We start from the raw sequence: 13,937 nt of genomic DNA on the forward strand, positions 1-13,937 counted from the left end.
ATGTTATTTATTCAATAAACTCATTCACAGAGGAAAACGCCTTTGTATTCAGTTTTATGCCATACAGTTCCAGTTTTTTAACGTTTATGGCTATATAAGTGCCCGCCGGATTTTGTACCTTTTCGACAGCGCCCTTGTTTGATAAAAGATTTTGCGCTATTTTAGCGGCTTGTTTTCCCATTGTGGCGACATCCGCCGAAATAATAAACGATGCGCCGAAATCTGTAAAGAGTTGGTCATAGGAAAAGACAGGTATTTTTCTTGCATCGCATTGAGCAAAGATTTCTTTCACCTGTGCCATACCGGAAAGAATAACGGGGTCTGAAATTAACCAGAGTGCATCAACCTTTGGCAGTAGGTAGTTGAGCGCATTGTTTACCTCCTTTTCTTTTGCGATAGACTTCCCTATAATTTGGATTCCGGCTTGTTTGGCTTCGGTAACCGCTGCCCCGAACCATTCTTTATTGTGGTTTTTGCTATAGAGAATGCCCACCGTTTTTATGTCAGGAAAGAAATAGCGGTACATCATTGCGTTTGTAAGGGGAGGTACTTCGCTGGCGATAACATATGTTTTGTCGGTTATCGCGAAACGCTGCCAGTTAATACCCAAAGAGTAAATGATATTGGCGTCTTTCGCAACCCTGCATGCCAGAAGGTAAGCCTTTGAACCTATAGAAAAAATCATATCGGGGTTTTTGTTTAATAGCGTTTTTTCTAAGGCCTTTTCATCAAGCCAGTTACTCCCTATATCAATTTCTGCAACTGCGCCATCAAAATGAGTTTTAAATACGGTTTGTATCATGGAATATTTTTTTACCGACTCATTGGAATTGATGATCAATGCCCCGCATTTTTCGTCTGCCGGTAACATACCGGCCAGAAAAGCCGTCGCAACCAGCAGCATCGAAAGCGTGATAAGGAGAACCCTTTCAGCCGCTTTTTTACGTGCGCAGTTTTTTATCTTTTTTGCCAGATTTTTAACCGTTATGATCATGAAATACTTTCTATATGTGGTTTCTCTCTCTTCTTCAGGTAGGAGGGTTCTACCCGTTAACGCAATAACTCCAAATCACTTTCATCGGGCATTTTCCAGCCATCAATTCCAAACATCTGAAGATTACTTTTTCCCTCAGGCGTTTCCCCCATAGTTTTAATTATTTCCAGCAACTCCGTCGTCCCCTTACCGTATTCTGTCGGTATTGCCACAACCGGGAGCAGGGATTTTTCATTTACCGCAAGAACGGAAAGGTTTTTATATAATCCATTATTTATGTCCGCAAGCATCTCAATGCTGTATTCAGTGGTCAATGCTGCCTGGACGAGGCCAAAACCAACAGAGATAAGCGCATCAATATCCTTGGGAACATTGAGAATTTGAAGTGTTTCCGGAATGTTTTTGTCATTTCCAGTCAGCATCGACTGGAGAAATTTTACCGTGTATTCTTTACTGCCTGAAGAAGCAACGCTGCTGCCCTTCAGCATTGACAGGGAATCGATGTTTTTCTTGGCGATAAGCACCTTTTTTTGTATAGAATTGCCATCTAATGTGCCAATGAGCACGGGATTAAGAGAGGTAAAATGCCTTAATTCTTTATAATACCAGCTTGAGAGGATAAAAATGCAATTATGCTGACCTCTGGTTTTGTTCTCAAAAGTTTTTCTATCGCTGAAGGGTTGAAACTGGTATGGGCCGATCTTTTTTAAGTACAGGTCGAATTTTGTTTTCAGAGAGGCATAGTTGTCGATATTTGATTCCGGGTTATAAAAATATATCGTACACTTTGATTCGCCAAAGGCCGTAAGCCCGGTGTGAAAAGGTATTAACAGAAGAAAAATTAACAATATCAGATAAATAAGGGATGCTTTTACGGAAAAAAGAAAGGAAGGTTCTCTGGTAATCGTTATTTGCAAAAAGGCAGATTTGATCATGTAGCGTATTATAAAATTTTAGACGGGGGCATTCCCGATTTTTTTTAATAAATAATTATTTGGGCTTAAAATTGCCCCATGCTTCCCTGTCAGCGTGCATGGGTGTATAGAGGCAGGCTGCCTGCCTGGATATTAAATATTACAACCAGGATGCTTGTGTTACATGGAAATAGACGCTTTTGTAATAATACATCAGAATCTCCATGTTAATTTTGCATACACAGCGCGTTCTATTTCGGTAGGCGCTACCGATCTGGCATTGTATTCAAGGTGGTTATCGTCAAGTAAATTTGTTCCCACGAGGCTTGCTTCAAGGTATTTTGTGATGTGCCATCCGAGTCTGACGTCAAAACGAACATAGTCATTAATATTTCTGTCAAGACTGGTAAAACTGTCAACATAAAAGAGGGCTGCGTCGAGTTCCATGTTGTGCGGCAGGTTTAATAATGAACGGATATTGAATTGACTATGAGGGTCTGACAGGGGATCAGTTGAGGTAAAATTAGTAGAATCAATATCAAAATAGGTATAACTTTGGACTAATCTCCATTGATTGGTTATTTGCCAGTTTAAGGTTGTTTCTATGCCATAACTTTCTACGTCAAAAATATTTTCAAACGTTTCGTCGTTAACATCGTTTATTATGCTGTCGTACATGTTGTAGAACGTGGCAATATCCAGTGAAAGTTTTTTTGAAAACTGAATGCGGTATCCTATTTCATAGGCCAAAAGATTTTCAGCATCCAGGTCATCGTTGCCGGTAAAGTAATAATAGGGTGAATAATCAATTATTATATCCGATTCAACACGGGAAGGGGTTCTCACCGCTCGTGAAACGGCAGCCCATACCGTTTGGGTATATGTAAATGCCCAGAGTACCCTTAAACTTGGTTGTATTTCAAACCCGGTGTAATCATTGTGCTCAAACTTGGTTCCGAAGGTAACCTTCACCGTATCTTCGAAAAAGGAAAATTCATCCTGCAGAAACATGCTGAATAAGTTGTTTTCCCTGTTTTGAGGATCAAGCAATAATCCGTCATCGTCTTCGGTGTCGTTCTGCGTGTAACGATATCCAAGTCCCCATATAAATTCATTCCAGCCGGTAAGACGCAAACTATGTTGAAAATCAATGTCAAAGGTGTCGCGTTCTTCCTCAATGCTTGTAGTTATGCGGTTCGTTCTGTCATAATATATCTGCAACATCATGTCTGAAGTGTCCGAAATGGCATGTTTCCAGTTGGCCCGTAAATTACCGCCTGATACATAGATGTCAGAACTCTGTCTGAAATTATTCCTTTCGCTTTCATCACCCGTGTAAATATCGCCTTGAAATGTTAACACATCTTTACTTGAGTAATCCCAGTCAACCCTGAAACCGGCACGTGCAGACTCCCAGCTATCGTTTGCGCTGTCACCTGATTCAAGAACGAAATCGTCATGGTTGAAATATTTTGAATAGATGCGGAAATAGGCATTCCCGCCTATCTTGCTGCCATAGCGAAGCCCTCCCATGCCCCGTTCTTCGCTGCCTGCGCTTCCAGTGAAGAGTCCGCCCTGGGTGTCTTTTGCGCTTTTTGTGATGATGTTTATAATTCCGTTAACGGCGTTGGCGCCCCACAACGCGCCTCCAGGACCTCGGATAACTTCGATACGTTCTATATCTTCCAGCATTGTGTCCTGAACATCCCAGTATGTTCCCGAAAACAGGGGGGTGTAAACTGTGCGTCCGTCAATTAAAACAAGTAATTTATCGGCATACCGGTTATTAAAGCCCCTCATCGTTATTGCCCATTTATTTGCATCAATCCGTGCAACGTGTACCCCTGGCGCCATCCGGAGTACTTCAGGAATACTGTTTGCGCCTGAACGGCGTATATCTTCCTGTGAAATGACAAAGACTGCCGCAGGTGTTTCTGAAACTTTCTGCTCACGGCGTGATGCGGTGGAAACAACACTTTCTTCCTGCAACCATTTTAACTCTTCCATAAATTGATTTTGCAATATCGATTGTTGAGATATGTTATCTTCGGGTAGCGCTGATTGAGGGGGGAAGGCAGCAAACAGGGGCAGAATAAAAAGAAATAGGATAATCGTATTTTTCATTGTTAATGTTATTAATGTTTATTTTTCATCCATTATGATTTCAATTTCTTTCTCTTCTGCTTCACCAAGTTCTACCGCTGTCTTTGATTTTTTATAGCCGCTTCTCCTTGCGATAATTTTGTAGGAACCGCCTTTTAAATTGGTAAATTCAAAGTAACCGTTTTCGTCTGATTTTGTTTTCTTTTTTGTTTTGCTTCCCTTTTTCAGCCGCAGCTTAACTTTTTCCAGTAGTGTTCCTTCAATGTCAATTATCGTACCGGAGATGTTGCTGTTCTTCGTAGAGGGATACAAGTAGGTAATCCCATCCATGTCGTCCTGGTGCAGCGTCCTTTGGCTGGTATCGCCGGCGAAACCATAGCCATACATCGTCTTTTCAGAATCGCTGTTGCTATAAAGATCCGCCAAACTGAGGGAGTGACCGAGTTCATGCGTGCCTATATTCTGCACGTCAAATTTGTCTGACGAGCCGTCTGTGCTCCAGGTATTTTTGGTGTTAAAACGTATATCGCTGTCAAACATTTCTCCGGACGTATAAAACCAGAAAGAGTTTTGCCCCAATACCCCTTCTTCCTTAATAGTTCCAAAATCAATAATATTAATGCCGTCTGGTTCGCCGTGGTTTTTTTTTGAGGTTGTGCCACCATCAATGAATACAAATGTAGATGTGTCAACGTCTGTCCATGTCTGCATTGCCGCCAATATAGCGTCAAGGCTGCCGGAAGGGCCGTCAGTAGTGTTGATAAGATACGTTACCGTATCTTTTTTCCATTTTATTTCTTTTCCTTTATTTGTGGTACTGACTTCAAAACCATATATTTTTAAACCGCAGAGATTTAATGCTATGATTATGATAAAGGGAATAATATAGTTCCATCTTGTTTTTGTCATAATTATCCGACTCCTTTACTCTTTTTTTAGTATAACTATCCTTCTGCCCTCTCTCTTTAATCTGCCTTCAGCGAACAGGCGGATTGCTTCAGGGTATGCGGTACATTCTTCCTTAAAAACCCGTTCAGCAAGTGTATCCGGCGTGTCGTCGTCAAATACGGGCGTAGTCCTCTGTATGATAATGGGGCCATTATCATACACGTTATCCGCAAAATGTACGGTACACCCGGATACTTTTGCGCCATACCCGATAACCGCCTCATGCACTTTATGCCCGTAATATCCATGTCCGCAGAAAGCTGGAATGAGGCCGGGGTGGACGTTCATTACCCTGCCGGAATATGTATCCGGAATTTTATATAAATGCATAAAACCCGCAAGGGTGATTAGCTCGATAGGGTATTCCTCCAGTTTTTTGGTAATTGCTTCGCTAAACGAATTGACGTCTTTGTATGAAGAACGGGAAACTACTGCAGTAGGAATAGCATTTATCTTTGCACGTTCCAGCCCTTTTGCATCAGGGTTGCTGCTGATGACTATTTGAATCTTAGCAGGCAACGAGCCAGACTTTATGCAGTCGATAAAATTTTGCAACGTTTTACCGTTGCCGGAAATTAAAACAGCGATACTTATGATTTTTCTCATGGGTTATACGCAATAATAGTTGACAAAAAAAATATGTTTTGCTATGATTCCCGCTTTCCAAGATTTCAGCTTTAGAGATAAGAATTTATACTTATATACAAAGATTAGGTTATATATGTCAAAGATAATTACTGAGAAATCAAAAAAGGCGTTTCTGGATGCGCAGAGTGTCATACCTGGCGGAGTAAACAGCCCGGTGAGGGCTTTTGGTGGCGTGGGCGGCACGCCTATCTTTATAAAGTCCGGTTCGGGGTGTTGCCTTACCGATATAGACGGCAATAGGTATGTAGATTATGTTGGTTCATGGGGACCTCTGATTCTTGGCCATGCTGACCCGAGAATTGTAAAAAGGGTAAACGAAGCGGTTGCGAATGGCACCAGCTACGGCGCTCCAACGGAACTTGAAATACAACTGGCAAAACTTGTGAAGGAAGCGATGCCGTCTATCGAAAAGATCAGGATGGTGAACTCCGGCACAGAAGCAACTATGAGTGCAATCCGTCTCGCCAGGGGACATACAAAACGCGATGAGGTTATTAAGTTCGAGGGTTGTTACCATGGGCATGTGGATAGTTTGCTGGTACAGGCCGGTTCCGGCGCCACAACATTAGGCATGCCAAACAGTCCCGGGATTCCCGGCGATTTTGTAAAACATACCATTTCCCTTCCCTACAATAACATTGATGCGGTAAATGAGGTTTGTTCCAGGAGAGGTAATGAAATTGCATGTATTATTGTGGAGGCAGTCGCCGGAAACATGGGCGTCGTTCCGCCGGCGAAGAATTATCTGGCAGGATTAAGGGAAATAACGAAAAAATATGGTATTGTCCTCATCTTCGATGAGGTAATGACCGGTTTCAGGGTTGCGCATGGCGGCGTGCAGGCGCTTTACAACATTACACCTGATCTGACTACGCTGGGGAAGATTATAGGGGGAGGGCTTCCTGTTGGTGCATACGGCGGTAAAAAAGAAATTATGGATGGCATATCTCCTGTAGGCCCCGTGTATCAGGCCGGTACCTTATCAGGTAATCCCGTAGCGATGACTGCGGGGATTGCTACTTTGGAAATATTAAAAGACAATGCTGTTTATAAAGGCTTGGAAGAAAGGTCAAAACAATTAGCGGCTGGTATGGAGAAGGTATGCAATGATGCCAATATTCCTGCATATCATACCAGGGTAGGGTCTATGTTGTGCACCTTTTTTACAAGCAAACCGGTGGTTGATTATGCTACTGCAAAACTATGCGATACTGGCAGATACGCAAAGTTTTTTCACGGTATGCTTGAGCGTGGATTTTACTTTGCCCCTTCGCAGTTTGAAGCGGTTTTTGTTTCGACCGTGCATGGCGAGAAAGAGATAAATGATACCATTGCCGCGTTTGGCGAAGTGGTGAAAACGCTATGAAAATCTTTATATGCGGTTATATCCGAAAATCAAAGAGTTGGGAAAAAAGGTTTTGATATGACAAATGTAAATGACGACGCGAAAGTGATATTGGAACGGATAAGTTCTATGTGTTTAAATGCCGAGTCTGTTTTAAATTTGTGCATGCTGGGGTTCTTGAAAAATAAAGTGGAATTGCTTGATGATGCACAGAGAATCAGCAGATTGGTGCATGACGAAGAAAATGAGACGGTAAGCATGTTAAGCGGTGTTAATAAAAATGACGAATCTGAGAAAAACCGGTTTAAAACTCTGGCAGTCGTAGTGGGACACATAGAGATGGCCACGGATGTAATGGATAACATGATACGTCACATTCGGGTCAAAATAAATGAGAAATTACTCTTTGGCGATAAGGCTGCAAATGAAGTGACACAATTATTTAAAGAGACATTGGATGTGTTAAAAACTGCTAAGGATGCTATTTTGACAAAAAATGAGTTGTTGAGAAAACATGTGTGCGATAAATATGATAGCATAAGCAGGCTTGTTTGCGATTATTCAGAAGAACATGAAGAACGATTGATTATGGGGATATGTCAGCCGAAAAGCGCCTCTTTGTATTTAAATATTGTCGATTCACAATCAAAAGTGGCAATGCACATTAAGCAGGCGATAGAAAGATATTTTTCCCAATAGGAGCTATCTTGTTTTTTATTAAGAAAGACCCTGAGACATACAGAATAATAGGTCTGGTTGGGAGTTTCGGATTTACAACGGCGGGCGCTTTGGCCGGTGGATATTTCCTGGGTACTTATGTTGACAAAAGATATGGAACCGCTCCATGGTTTCTAATGATTTTTCTGTTTTGGGGTGCTATTGGCAGTTTTATTAACTTTTTTCAAGTAATAAAAAAAATATCTGATGAAAACGAGAACAAGTCTGCAGGACGAGAAAACTGATACTCTTTCTCTGGATGAAGGATTTCCCGGGAGAGTCTTCCAGATGTCATTTTATTTATCGCTGATTATAATAGCGGGTTCGTTTTCTTATATGTCCGCAAAATTGACGTTAAGTGTTGCAATAGGGTGTTTCATTAGTTTGTTGTTGTTTAAAATGTCGTGGTGGGGAATACGTTTTGGTGTTGAGAAAAAAAGGGCGCAAATAAAGGGGTTTATCCTCAAGGTGAGTATTGCGAAGTATTTCATAGCGGGGGGGATGCTTTTTTTTGCATGCGTCTTTTTAGAGGTCAATATAATCGCTCTGTTTATAGGACTAAGCATGGTAATGGCCGTAATAATGCTGAAAATATTGGGGAGCTTGTTCGTAAGGCAATTGAACAATAGGGTAAAATTCCCTTACGAAAAGGTGAATGGTTAGTATCTTGTCAGATTAGTAATTTCTTTGCATTTTTTGGCAAAATATTTAACGGTGAAATTGGTCAATTATAAGCTTGTGCCGTTTCTTTAATCTCTGGAATCGTTCGGCTGAGCTAACGACGAAATCGGTATAATCTGTGGTTTCTCTTTCGTATTTCGCTTTTAGTGCTTGTTTGGTTCTGGCTATGCCAGCTTAGGTTTAAAATAGAATTCATATCGAAAGGAGCAAGGGAGAGTGTCTGCTGAAGGTCACGGCGGCGATGGTGGTACTTCCACCGAATTGCCATCATTTTTAGATTTTATTCCATCGGACGCACACAGTCAGTTTTTTGGTTTGACAAAACATGAGTGGGTACCGATAGTGATGTCTGCGTTGATAATCATTTTTCTGGGACTATTTTCCCTTCTGGCAACCCGGAAATTACGGATGGTGCCCGGGAGGATTCAGTCCCTGTTGGAACTTATAGTTGAAGGGCTGGAAAATTTTACAAAATCACAGATGGGGCGGGTGGCAGAGCGTTTTATACCTTTTATTGGCACGTTCTTTATTTATATATTTTGCATGAACATGTTGGGGCAGATACCCCTGTTCCATTCACCTACGAGTAATTTAAACACAACAGTTGCACTTGCGCTTATTGTTTTCTTTGCAACGCAGTATCAAGGGATAAAGAGCAAGGGAGTTTTTGGTTATCTTAAGCATATGGTGGGTAAACCTGTATGGCTTGCACCACTTACCTTTCCGCTGCATATAATGCAGGAAGTGCTTTCCCGTCCCCTGTCGTTATCCATGCGACTCTTTGGAAACATCCTGGGTGAGGATACGGTGATTGCGATATTTATCGGGTTTGCTCCCTTTCTGCTTGGTTTTATACCGTTACCGATACATCTGCCAATGGTATTTCTTGCTTTACTTGGAAGCACTATCCAGGCGATGATTTTTGCGCTTCTGGCGAGTTTTTACATTGCAGGGGCTATTGGCATCCACGATGAAGAAGAACATCATTAAGTTAATCTGCAACTGCGCAGTGGGTTCTGGTTTTCATTTTTTATCTCTCCAATAAGAGTTTGATGCTATTTTTAAATGGTTCAAATTTTCAATAAAAGGAGTAGTGAAATGGATTATTTTGTAGCATTAGTGATTGGAATTCCTGTAGTTGCAGTTGCAGCGTTTGGTTGTGCTCTCGCTCAGGCAAAAGTGGTGAGCAGCGCCGTTGAAAGTATGGCGCGGCAGCCTTCGGTTGCGGCGAAGGTGCAGTTGGCAATGATAATCGGAATTGCCTTTATTGAGTCTCTTGCGATTTATTCTCTAATGATATCGTTTATGCTGTTTGGAAAACTGCCTAAATCTGAGGAGGTTCTTAAAATATTCAGGAAGAATACTTCAAACGAAGAATTACTTTCGTCTGCCGCGGAGATAGTTCTTCAGTTGAGCGCGAAATAACGGGTATTTTCTGCTTCTTATCGCGCTCTGCATAGAGTGTTTTGTTACATAAGATGAATAGTATAGTGCGGGAAAAAGAGGAGAAGAAAGTTGTGCTGCAATCAGAAAAAGATTGCGATTGAAGTTGGTGATATCTGTATTTTAAATTACTTTTTTTAGAAGGAGGGGTATAGGTGGTATATTTTGCTTTATTAGCTATTGCAGTGTCATTATTGGCTATCGCTGCCTTTGGGTGCGGTATTGGACAGGGAATTGCAGTTTATGGTGCGGCAAATGGTATGGCCAGACAGCCTGACATGGCGGGGAAGATACAATTGGTTATGTTTGTTGGTCTTGCGTTTATTGAATCTCTGACGATTTATTCATTGATGGTGTCTTTTATCCTTCTTGGAAAATTGCCGAAGACGGAAGCTGTTTTAGAGGTAATTCAACACGCTATCAAGTAAGAATTGATGTAGGAGGAGATTTCATTGGACATTTTAAATACCCTTGGAATAAATTTTAAGTCTGTTATAGTCCAGGGCGTTGGGTTTTTAATACTGCTTTTTGTTCTCAAAAAGTTTCTTTTTGGTAAAATATCGGCTCTCATGAAGGAGAGAAGCGAAGGGATAAAAAGCAGTTACGCAAAGATAGAAGGGGATAAGTCCGCTGTCGAAAAGATGAAAATCGACTATCAGGTGAAACTCGCTGAAGTCGAAACTGCTGCGGCAATGAAGATTCAGGAAGCGATCGATGAAGGGGGGAAACTTGGCGAAGGGATTGTAAGCCGTGCGCAGGATGAAGCGGAACTGATTCGTTTGAAGGCGCAGGAAGGCATTGAACAGGAAAGGAAAAAGGCCCTTACCGAAATCAGGAACCAGGTGGTTTCCCTTTCTATGCTGGCTTCTTCTCGTATAATTCAACAGTCCATCAATCAGCAGACTGCGGAAACGTTGGTTGATGATGTGATTAAAGATATGGAGGGGCTGAGTGTTAGATAAGAGCGTTGCGGTTACCTTTGTGAATGCGCTCCTTGAAGTGGCGGCCGATAGGGATTTGCTAGGACAGATTGAAAAGGATCTCGATCTGCTTTCTGATACAATGACAAGGCATGCAGATTTTAAGAAGATGCTCCTGCACCCTTCCATAACACATAAGGAAAAAAAAGATACTATCAAAGCGGTGTTTGGCGAATACGTTTCCGGACTGATGATTGATTTTTTGTATTTATTGGTAGATCGCAGAAGAGAGGCGCTTTTGGACGTAATCCCTGATGTGTACCGAAAGGTTGTTGATAAGAAAAAAGGAGTGGTCAGGGCAAAAATACAGGCTGCAATACCTATAGTTGGCGAGAGACTGGAAAATCTCAGGGCAGGCATAAAAAAACTCACCGGGAAAATTGTGGAGATCGAAGTTGTTGAGAATCCTCAAATACTGGGTGGACTTGTAGTTGAGATTGAAAATAAAATGATTGACGGCAGCGTTGCTAGCCGATTGAGAAATTTAAGGTCGAAACTTATGGAAATCAGGGCAAATTAATCATGGCCGCTTGGTGGTTTCTTAAAGTTGGAAAGTCAGTACGGTATTATATGCTTGGCCAGGTTTGTTTCGTGTCAGGTGTAAACTTGCCACATGATTTTAATGGTTTATACAGGAGTAGATGTATATGGCGTTAGGGGATATTGCTTCAATCATAAAAAGAGAAATTGAGAGCTACGAAGAAAAGTTAAAGTTAGAAAATGTCGGCTATGTGATGCAGGTCGGTGATGGCGTTGCCCGTATTTACGGTCTTGATGAATGTATGTCAAACGAATTATTGGAGTTTCCGGATAATGTATATGGCATTGCCATGAATCTGGAAGAGGATAATGTGGGCGCAATTTTGCTTGGTTCCGAGGATAAAATAAAGGAAGGCGATATTGTAAAAACTACGGGAAAAATTGTTCAGGTGCCGGTGGGCAAGGCGATGTTGGGGCGTGTAGTAAATGCGCTGGGCCTGCCGATTGATGGAAAGGGTCCGATCGCTACCGACGAATTCAGGCCCATTGAGGGAAATTCTCCGAACGTAGTGGAAAGACAGCCTGTAAAAGAACCTTTACAGACAGGTATAAAGGCGATTGATGCAATGATTCCCATAGGAAGAGGACAGCGCGAACTGATTATCGGCGACCGGCAGACCGGGAAAACGGCGATTTTGGTGGATACTATTATCAACCAAAGAACATCAGGGGTGTACTGTATCTATGTGGCAATCGGGCAAAAGATGTCGACGGTTGCGAGTGTAGTGAAGACATTGGAAGAAAATAATGTGATGGACAACAGCATTGTTGTCGTTGCATCTGCCGGAGATCCTGCTCCATTGCAATATATAGCGCCCTATGCAGGTTGTGCTATGGGAGAATATTTCAGGGATAACGGCATGCATGCGGTTGTTATGTATGATGATTTATACAAGCACGCGATTGCATACCGACAGATTTCTCTCCTTTTAAGACGTCCACCGGGGCGGGAAGCATTTCCGGGAGACATTTTTAATTTGCATTCACGTTTGCTTGAAAGAGCGGCGAAATTGAACGATGAGCTTGGTGCTGGTTCTCTTACAGCCTTGCCAGTGGTAGAAACACAAGGCGGTGATTATTCTGCTTATATTCCGACAAATGTTATTTCCATTACAGATGGACAGATTTATCTTGAAAGCGATTTGTTTAATGCCGGCGTAAGGCCAGCGATTTCTGTAGGGTTGTCTGTATCCAGGGTGGGAGGAAACGCACAGATACCGGCAATGAAAAAGGTTGCAGGCATGTTGCGGCTTACGTTGGCGCAATACAGGGAAATGGCTTCGTTTGCGCAGTTTGGTTCGGAATTGGATAAATTTACCCAGGCCCAGATCGCAAAAGGTGAACGACTGGTAGAAATCCTGAAACAGCCGCAGTATGAACCCGCTTTGGTGGAAGATCAGGTTATGGCTATTTTTGCCGGAATAAACGGTTTTTTGGATGATATTCCGGTTGACAAAATAAAAAAATTCGAGAAAGAATTTCTTGCTTTCATGAAGCAAAAACACGCCTCGATAAGTTTGGAAATTAACGAGAAGAAAAAAATCGACCAGGAATTATCGTCGAAGCTGGAAAACGCTATCAGGGAATTTAAGCAAATTTTTGACAAGAAGGGTTAGCGGATGCAGAGTACGCGTGAAATTAAAGAGAGAATCAGAGGCATTTCAAGCATAAAACAGATTACACGGGCTATGGAAATGGTAGCCGCCAGCCGTTTGAAAAAAGTGGAAAGCAGGGTGCACGCATCGAGAACTTTTGCAGAAAAACTTCATCAAATGGTAAGTGATTTAATTTCTTCTTTGCCGCAGGAAAGTGCTTACCGCTGGTTTGCTAAAAAAGAAAGCGTAAATTCTCCGGTAAAAGTTATACTGATCACTGCGGATAAGGGACTATGTGGTGCATATAATAATAATATTATTCAAAAAACAGTGAGATTTATTAAGGAAAACAATCGGCAAGTAAAATTAATCCTTATAGGGAAAAAGGCGAATCTGTATTTTTCGAAAAGAAGAGACGTCTATTCTATCGAAGAGTCTATCCCTGAAAGTGTGGAAAAACTGGGTTTGGATTGGGTTAAATCCTTTGCTGCAAAATTAATCCGGGACTATAATAATCTGGAGTATGGAGAGTTGCATGTATTTTTTACCAAATTTCACACCGTAATGCAGTCGTTTCCTGCAAGCATCCGCTTGTTTCCTATTGAAAAGGAAGGATTTGGCGGGGAAGGAAGAGAAAAAAGGGAGTATATTGTAGAGCCTTCCGTCGAAGATATTCTCAATAATATATTCCCTAAATATATCGAGACGCAGATTTATCAGTGCATTTTAGAATCGCTGACATCTGAATTTGCCGCCAGGAGAGTTGCAATGATTGCCGCTACCGAAAATGCAGGGGATATGATAGATAACTTGACGAGCATCTATAATAAAGCAAGGCAGGAGGCAATTACCAAAGAATTGCTCGAGATAGTTTCAGGTGCTGAAGCCTTGGCATGATATATAGTCATCAGGCAGGATATCATTTTATTTAAGCGGCTTTCAGGTATTCGCTGATAGTTATTGGATAGAGAGACATACTTTTACCGAACTATCTGTTTTCGACAGAGGAAATAATGGAAGGAGTGGATA

16 protein-coding genes are annotated in these 13,937 nt (G+C 41.7%); 11 read left to right on the plus strand and 5 right to left on the minus strand.

Annotated elements, in window-relative coordinates; all coding sequences use genetic code 11:
* Window positions 1–7: 7 nt before the first annotated feature.
* The 5 genes from M5U24_RS11650 to purN all read right to left on the minus strand — a co-directional run bounded on the left by M5U24_RS11650 (window position 8) and on the right by purN (window position 5,565).
* Window positions 8–994, minus strand: coding sequence for an ABC transporter substrate binding protein (locus tag M5U24_RS11650; protein ID WP_099323597.1), 987 nt, complete (start codon window positions 992–994; stop codon window positions 8–10).
* A gap of 56 nt (window positions 995–1,050) precedes the next feature.
* Window positions 1,051–1,929, minus strand: a complete 879-nt coding sequence (locus tag M5U24_RS11655; RefSeq protein WP_099323596.1) for a PhnD/SsuA/transferrin family substrate-binding protein — start codon at window positions 1,927–1,929, stop codon at window positions 1,051–1,053.
* Window positions 1,930–2,121: 192 nt separating this feature from the next.
* Entirely contained in the window at window positions 2,122–3,915 is a 1,794-nt protein-coding gene (locus M5U24_RS11660) for a TonB-dependent receptor (protein ID WP_164994912.1), read from the minus strand.
* A gap of 135 nt (window positions 3,916–4,050) precedes the next feature.
* Window positions 4,051–4,920, minus strand: a complete 870-nt coding sequence (locus tag M5U24_RS11665) for a carboxypeptidase regulatory-like domain-containing protein (RefSeq protein WP_099323594.1) — start codon at window positions 4,918–4,920, stop codon at window positions 4,051–4,053.
* A gap of 15 nt (window positions 4,921–4,935) precedes the next feature.
* Window positions 4,936–5,565, minus strand: coding sequence for a phosphoribosylglycinamide formyltransferase (gene purN / locus M5U24_RS11670; RefSeq protein ID WP_099323593.1), 630 nt, complete (start codon window positions 5,563–5,565; stop codon window positions 4,936–4,938).
* 115 nt (window positions 5,566–5,680) lie between these two features.
* Here purN and hemL point away from each other — a divergent pair, with 115 nt between their 5' ends.
* From hemL to atpG, 11 genes are all read left to right on the plus strand, one after another.
* The gene (gene hemL / locus M5U24_RS11675; protein ID WP_099323592.1) at window positions 5,681–6,973 is read left to right on the plus strand and encodes a glutamate-1-semialdehyde 2,1-aminomutase; all 1,293 of its coding nucleotides are present in this window, start codon (window positions 5,681–5,683) and stop codon (window positions 6,971–6,973) included.
* A gap of 57 nt (window positions 6,974–7,030) precedes the next feature.
* On the plus strand, window positions 7,031–7,651 hold the full coding sequence (locus tag M5U24_RS11680; protein ID WP_099323591.1) for a hypothetical protein: 621 nt from the start codon (window positions 7,031–7,033) through the stop codon (window positions 7,649–7,651).
* Window positions 7,652–7,659: 8 nt separating this feature from the next.
* Window positions 7,660–7,914: an AtpZ/AtpI family protein gene (locus M5U24_RS11685; RefSeq protein ID WP_157775583.1), complete on the plus strand. Its 255-nt coding sequence runs from the start codon at window positions 7,660–7,662 to the stop codon at window positions 7,912–7,914.
* The gene (locus M5U24_RS11690) at window positions 7,877–8,332 is read left to right on the plus strand and encodes an ATP synthase subunit I (protein ID WP_099323589.1); all 456 of its coding nucleotides are present in this window, start codon (window positions 7,877–7,879) and stop codon (window positions 8,330–8,332) included. The genes M5U24_RS11685 and M5U24_RS11690 overlap by 38 nt, the downstream gene beginning before the upstream one ends.
* A gap of 234 nt (window positions 8,333–8,566) precedes the next feature.
* A complete protein-coding gene (gene atpB / locus M5U24_RS11695; RefSeq protein WP_099323588.1) occupies window positions 8,567–9,340 on the plus strand; it encodes a F0F1 ATP synthase subunit A in 774 nt (257 codons plus the stop codon).
* Window positions 9,341–9,448: 108 nt separating this feature from the next.
* The gene (gene atpE / locus M5U24_RS11700) at window positions 9,449–9,775 is read left to right on the plus strand and encodes an ATP synthase F0 subunit C (RefSeq protein WP_164994913.1); all 327 of its coding nucleotides are present in this window, start codon (window positions 9,449–9,451) and stop codon (window positions 9,773–9,775) included.
* A gap of 173 nt (window positions 9,776–9,948) precedes the next feature.
* A complete protein-coding gene (gene atpE / locus M5U24_RS11705) occupies window positions 9,949–10,221 on the plus strand; it encodes an ATP synthase F0 subunit C (RefSeq protein ID WP_099323586.1) in 273 nt (90 codons plus the stop codon).
* Window positions 10,222–10,245: 24 nt separating this feature from the next.
* Window positions 10,246–10,755: a F0F1 ATP synthase subunit B gene (gene atpF, locus M5U24_RS11710; RefSeq protein WP_157775577.1), complete on the plus strand. Its 510-nt coding sequence runs from the start codon at window positions 10,246–10,248 to the stop codon at window positions 10,753–10,755.
* On the plus strand, window positions 10,745–11,293 hold the full coding sequence (atpH, locus tag M5U24_RS11715) for an ATP synthase F1 subunit delta (protein WP_099323584.1): 549 nt from the start codon (window positions 10,745–10,747) through the stop codon (window positions 11,291–11,293). Before atpF ends, atpH begins: the two co-directional genes overlap by 11 nt.
* Before the next feature lie 127 nt (window positions 11,294–11,420).
* On the plus strand, window positions 11,421–12,929 hold the full coding sequence (gene atpA / locus M5U24_RS11720) for a F0F1 ATP synthase subunit alpha (RefSeq protein ID WP_315850543.1): 1,509 nt from the start codon (window positions 11,421–11,423) through the stop codon (window positions 12,927–12,929).
* Window positions 12,930–12,932: 3 nt separating this feature from the next.
* Window positions 12,933–13,805: an ATP synthase F1 subunit gamma gene (gene atpG / locus M5U24_RS11725; protein WP_298202511.1), complete on the plus strand. Its 873-nt coding sequence runs from the start codon at window positions 12,933–12,935 to the stop codon at window positions 13,803–13,805.
* Window positions 13,806–13,937: the final 132 nt, after the last annotated feature.

This window comes from Candidatus Kuenenia sp. (assembly GCF_027493735.1).
In the GTDB taxonomy this organism is placed as follows: domain Bacteria; phylum Planctomycetota; class Brocadiia; order Brocadiales; family Brocadiaceae; genus Kuenenia; species Kuenenia stuttgartiensis_A.

Excerpts from the sequence above, each read along its gene's own strand:
- M5U24_RS11650 (WP_099323597.1), bottom strand. The coding sequence starts at position 994 with ATGATCATAACGGTTAAAAATCTGGCAAAAAAGATAAAAAACTGCGCA.
- M5U24_RS11655 (WP_099323596.1), bottom strand. The coding sequence starts at position 1,929 with ATGATCAAATCTGCCTTTTTGCAAATAACGATTACCAGAGAACCTTCC.
- M5U24_RS11660 (WP_164994912.1), bottom strand. The coding sequence starts at position 3,915 with ATGGAAGAGTTAAAATGGTTGCAGGAAGAAAGTGTTGTTTCCACCGCA.
- M5U24_RS11665 (WP_099323594.1), bottom strand. The coding sequence starts at position 4,920 with ATGACAAAAACAAGATGGAACTATATTATTCCCTTTATCATAATCATA.
- purN (WP_099323593.1), bottom strand. The coding sequence starts at position 5,565 with ATGAGAAAAATCATAAGTATCGCTGTTTTAATTTCCGGCAACGGTAAA.
- hemL (WP_099323592.1), top strand. The coding sequence starts at position 5,681 with ATGTCAAAGATAATTACTGAGAAATCAAAAAAGGCGTTTCTGGATGCG.
- M5U24_RS11680 (WP_099323591.1), top strand. The coding sequence starts at position 7,031 with ATGACAAATGTAAATGACGACGCGAAAGTGATATTGGAACGGATAAGT.
- M5U24_RS11690 (WP_099323589.1), top strand. The coding sequence starts at position 7,877 with ATGAAAACGAGAACAAGTCTGCAGGACGAGAAAACTGATACTCTTTCT.
- atpE (WP_164994913.1), top strand. The coding sequence starts at position 9,449 with ATGGATTATTTTGTAGCATTAGTGATTGGAATTCCTGTAGTTGCAGTT.
- atpA (WP_315850543.1), top strand. The coding sequence starts at position 11,421 with ATGGCGTTAGGGGATATTGCTTCAATCATAAAAAGAGAAATTGAGAGC.
- atpG (WP_298202511.1), top strand. The coding sequence starts at position 12,933 with ATGCAGAGTACGCGTGAAATTAAAGAGAGAATCAGAGGCATTTCAAGC.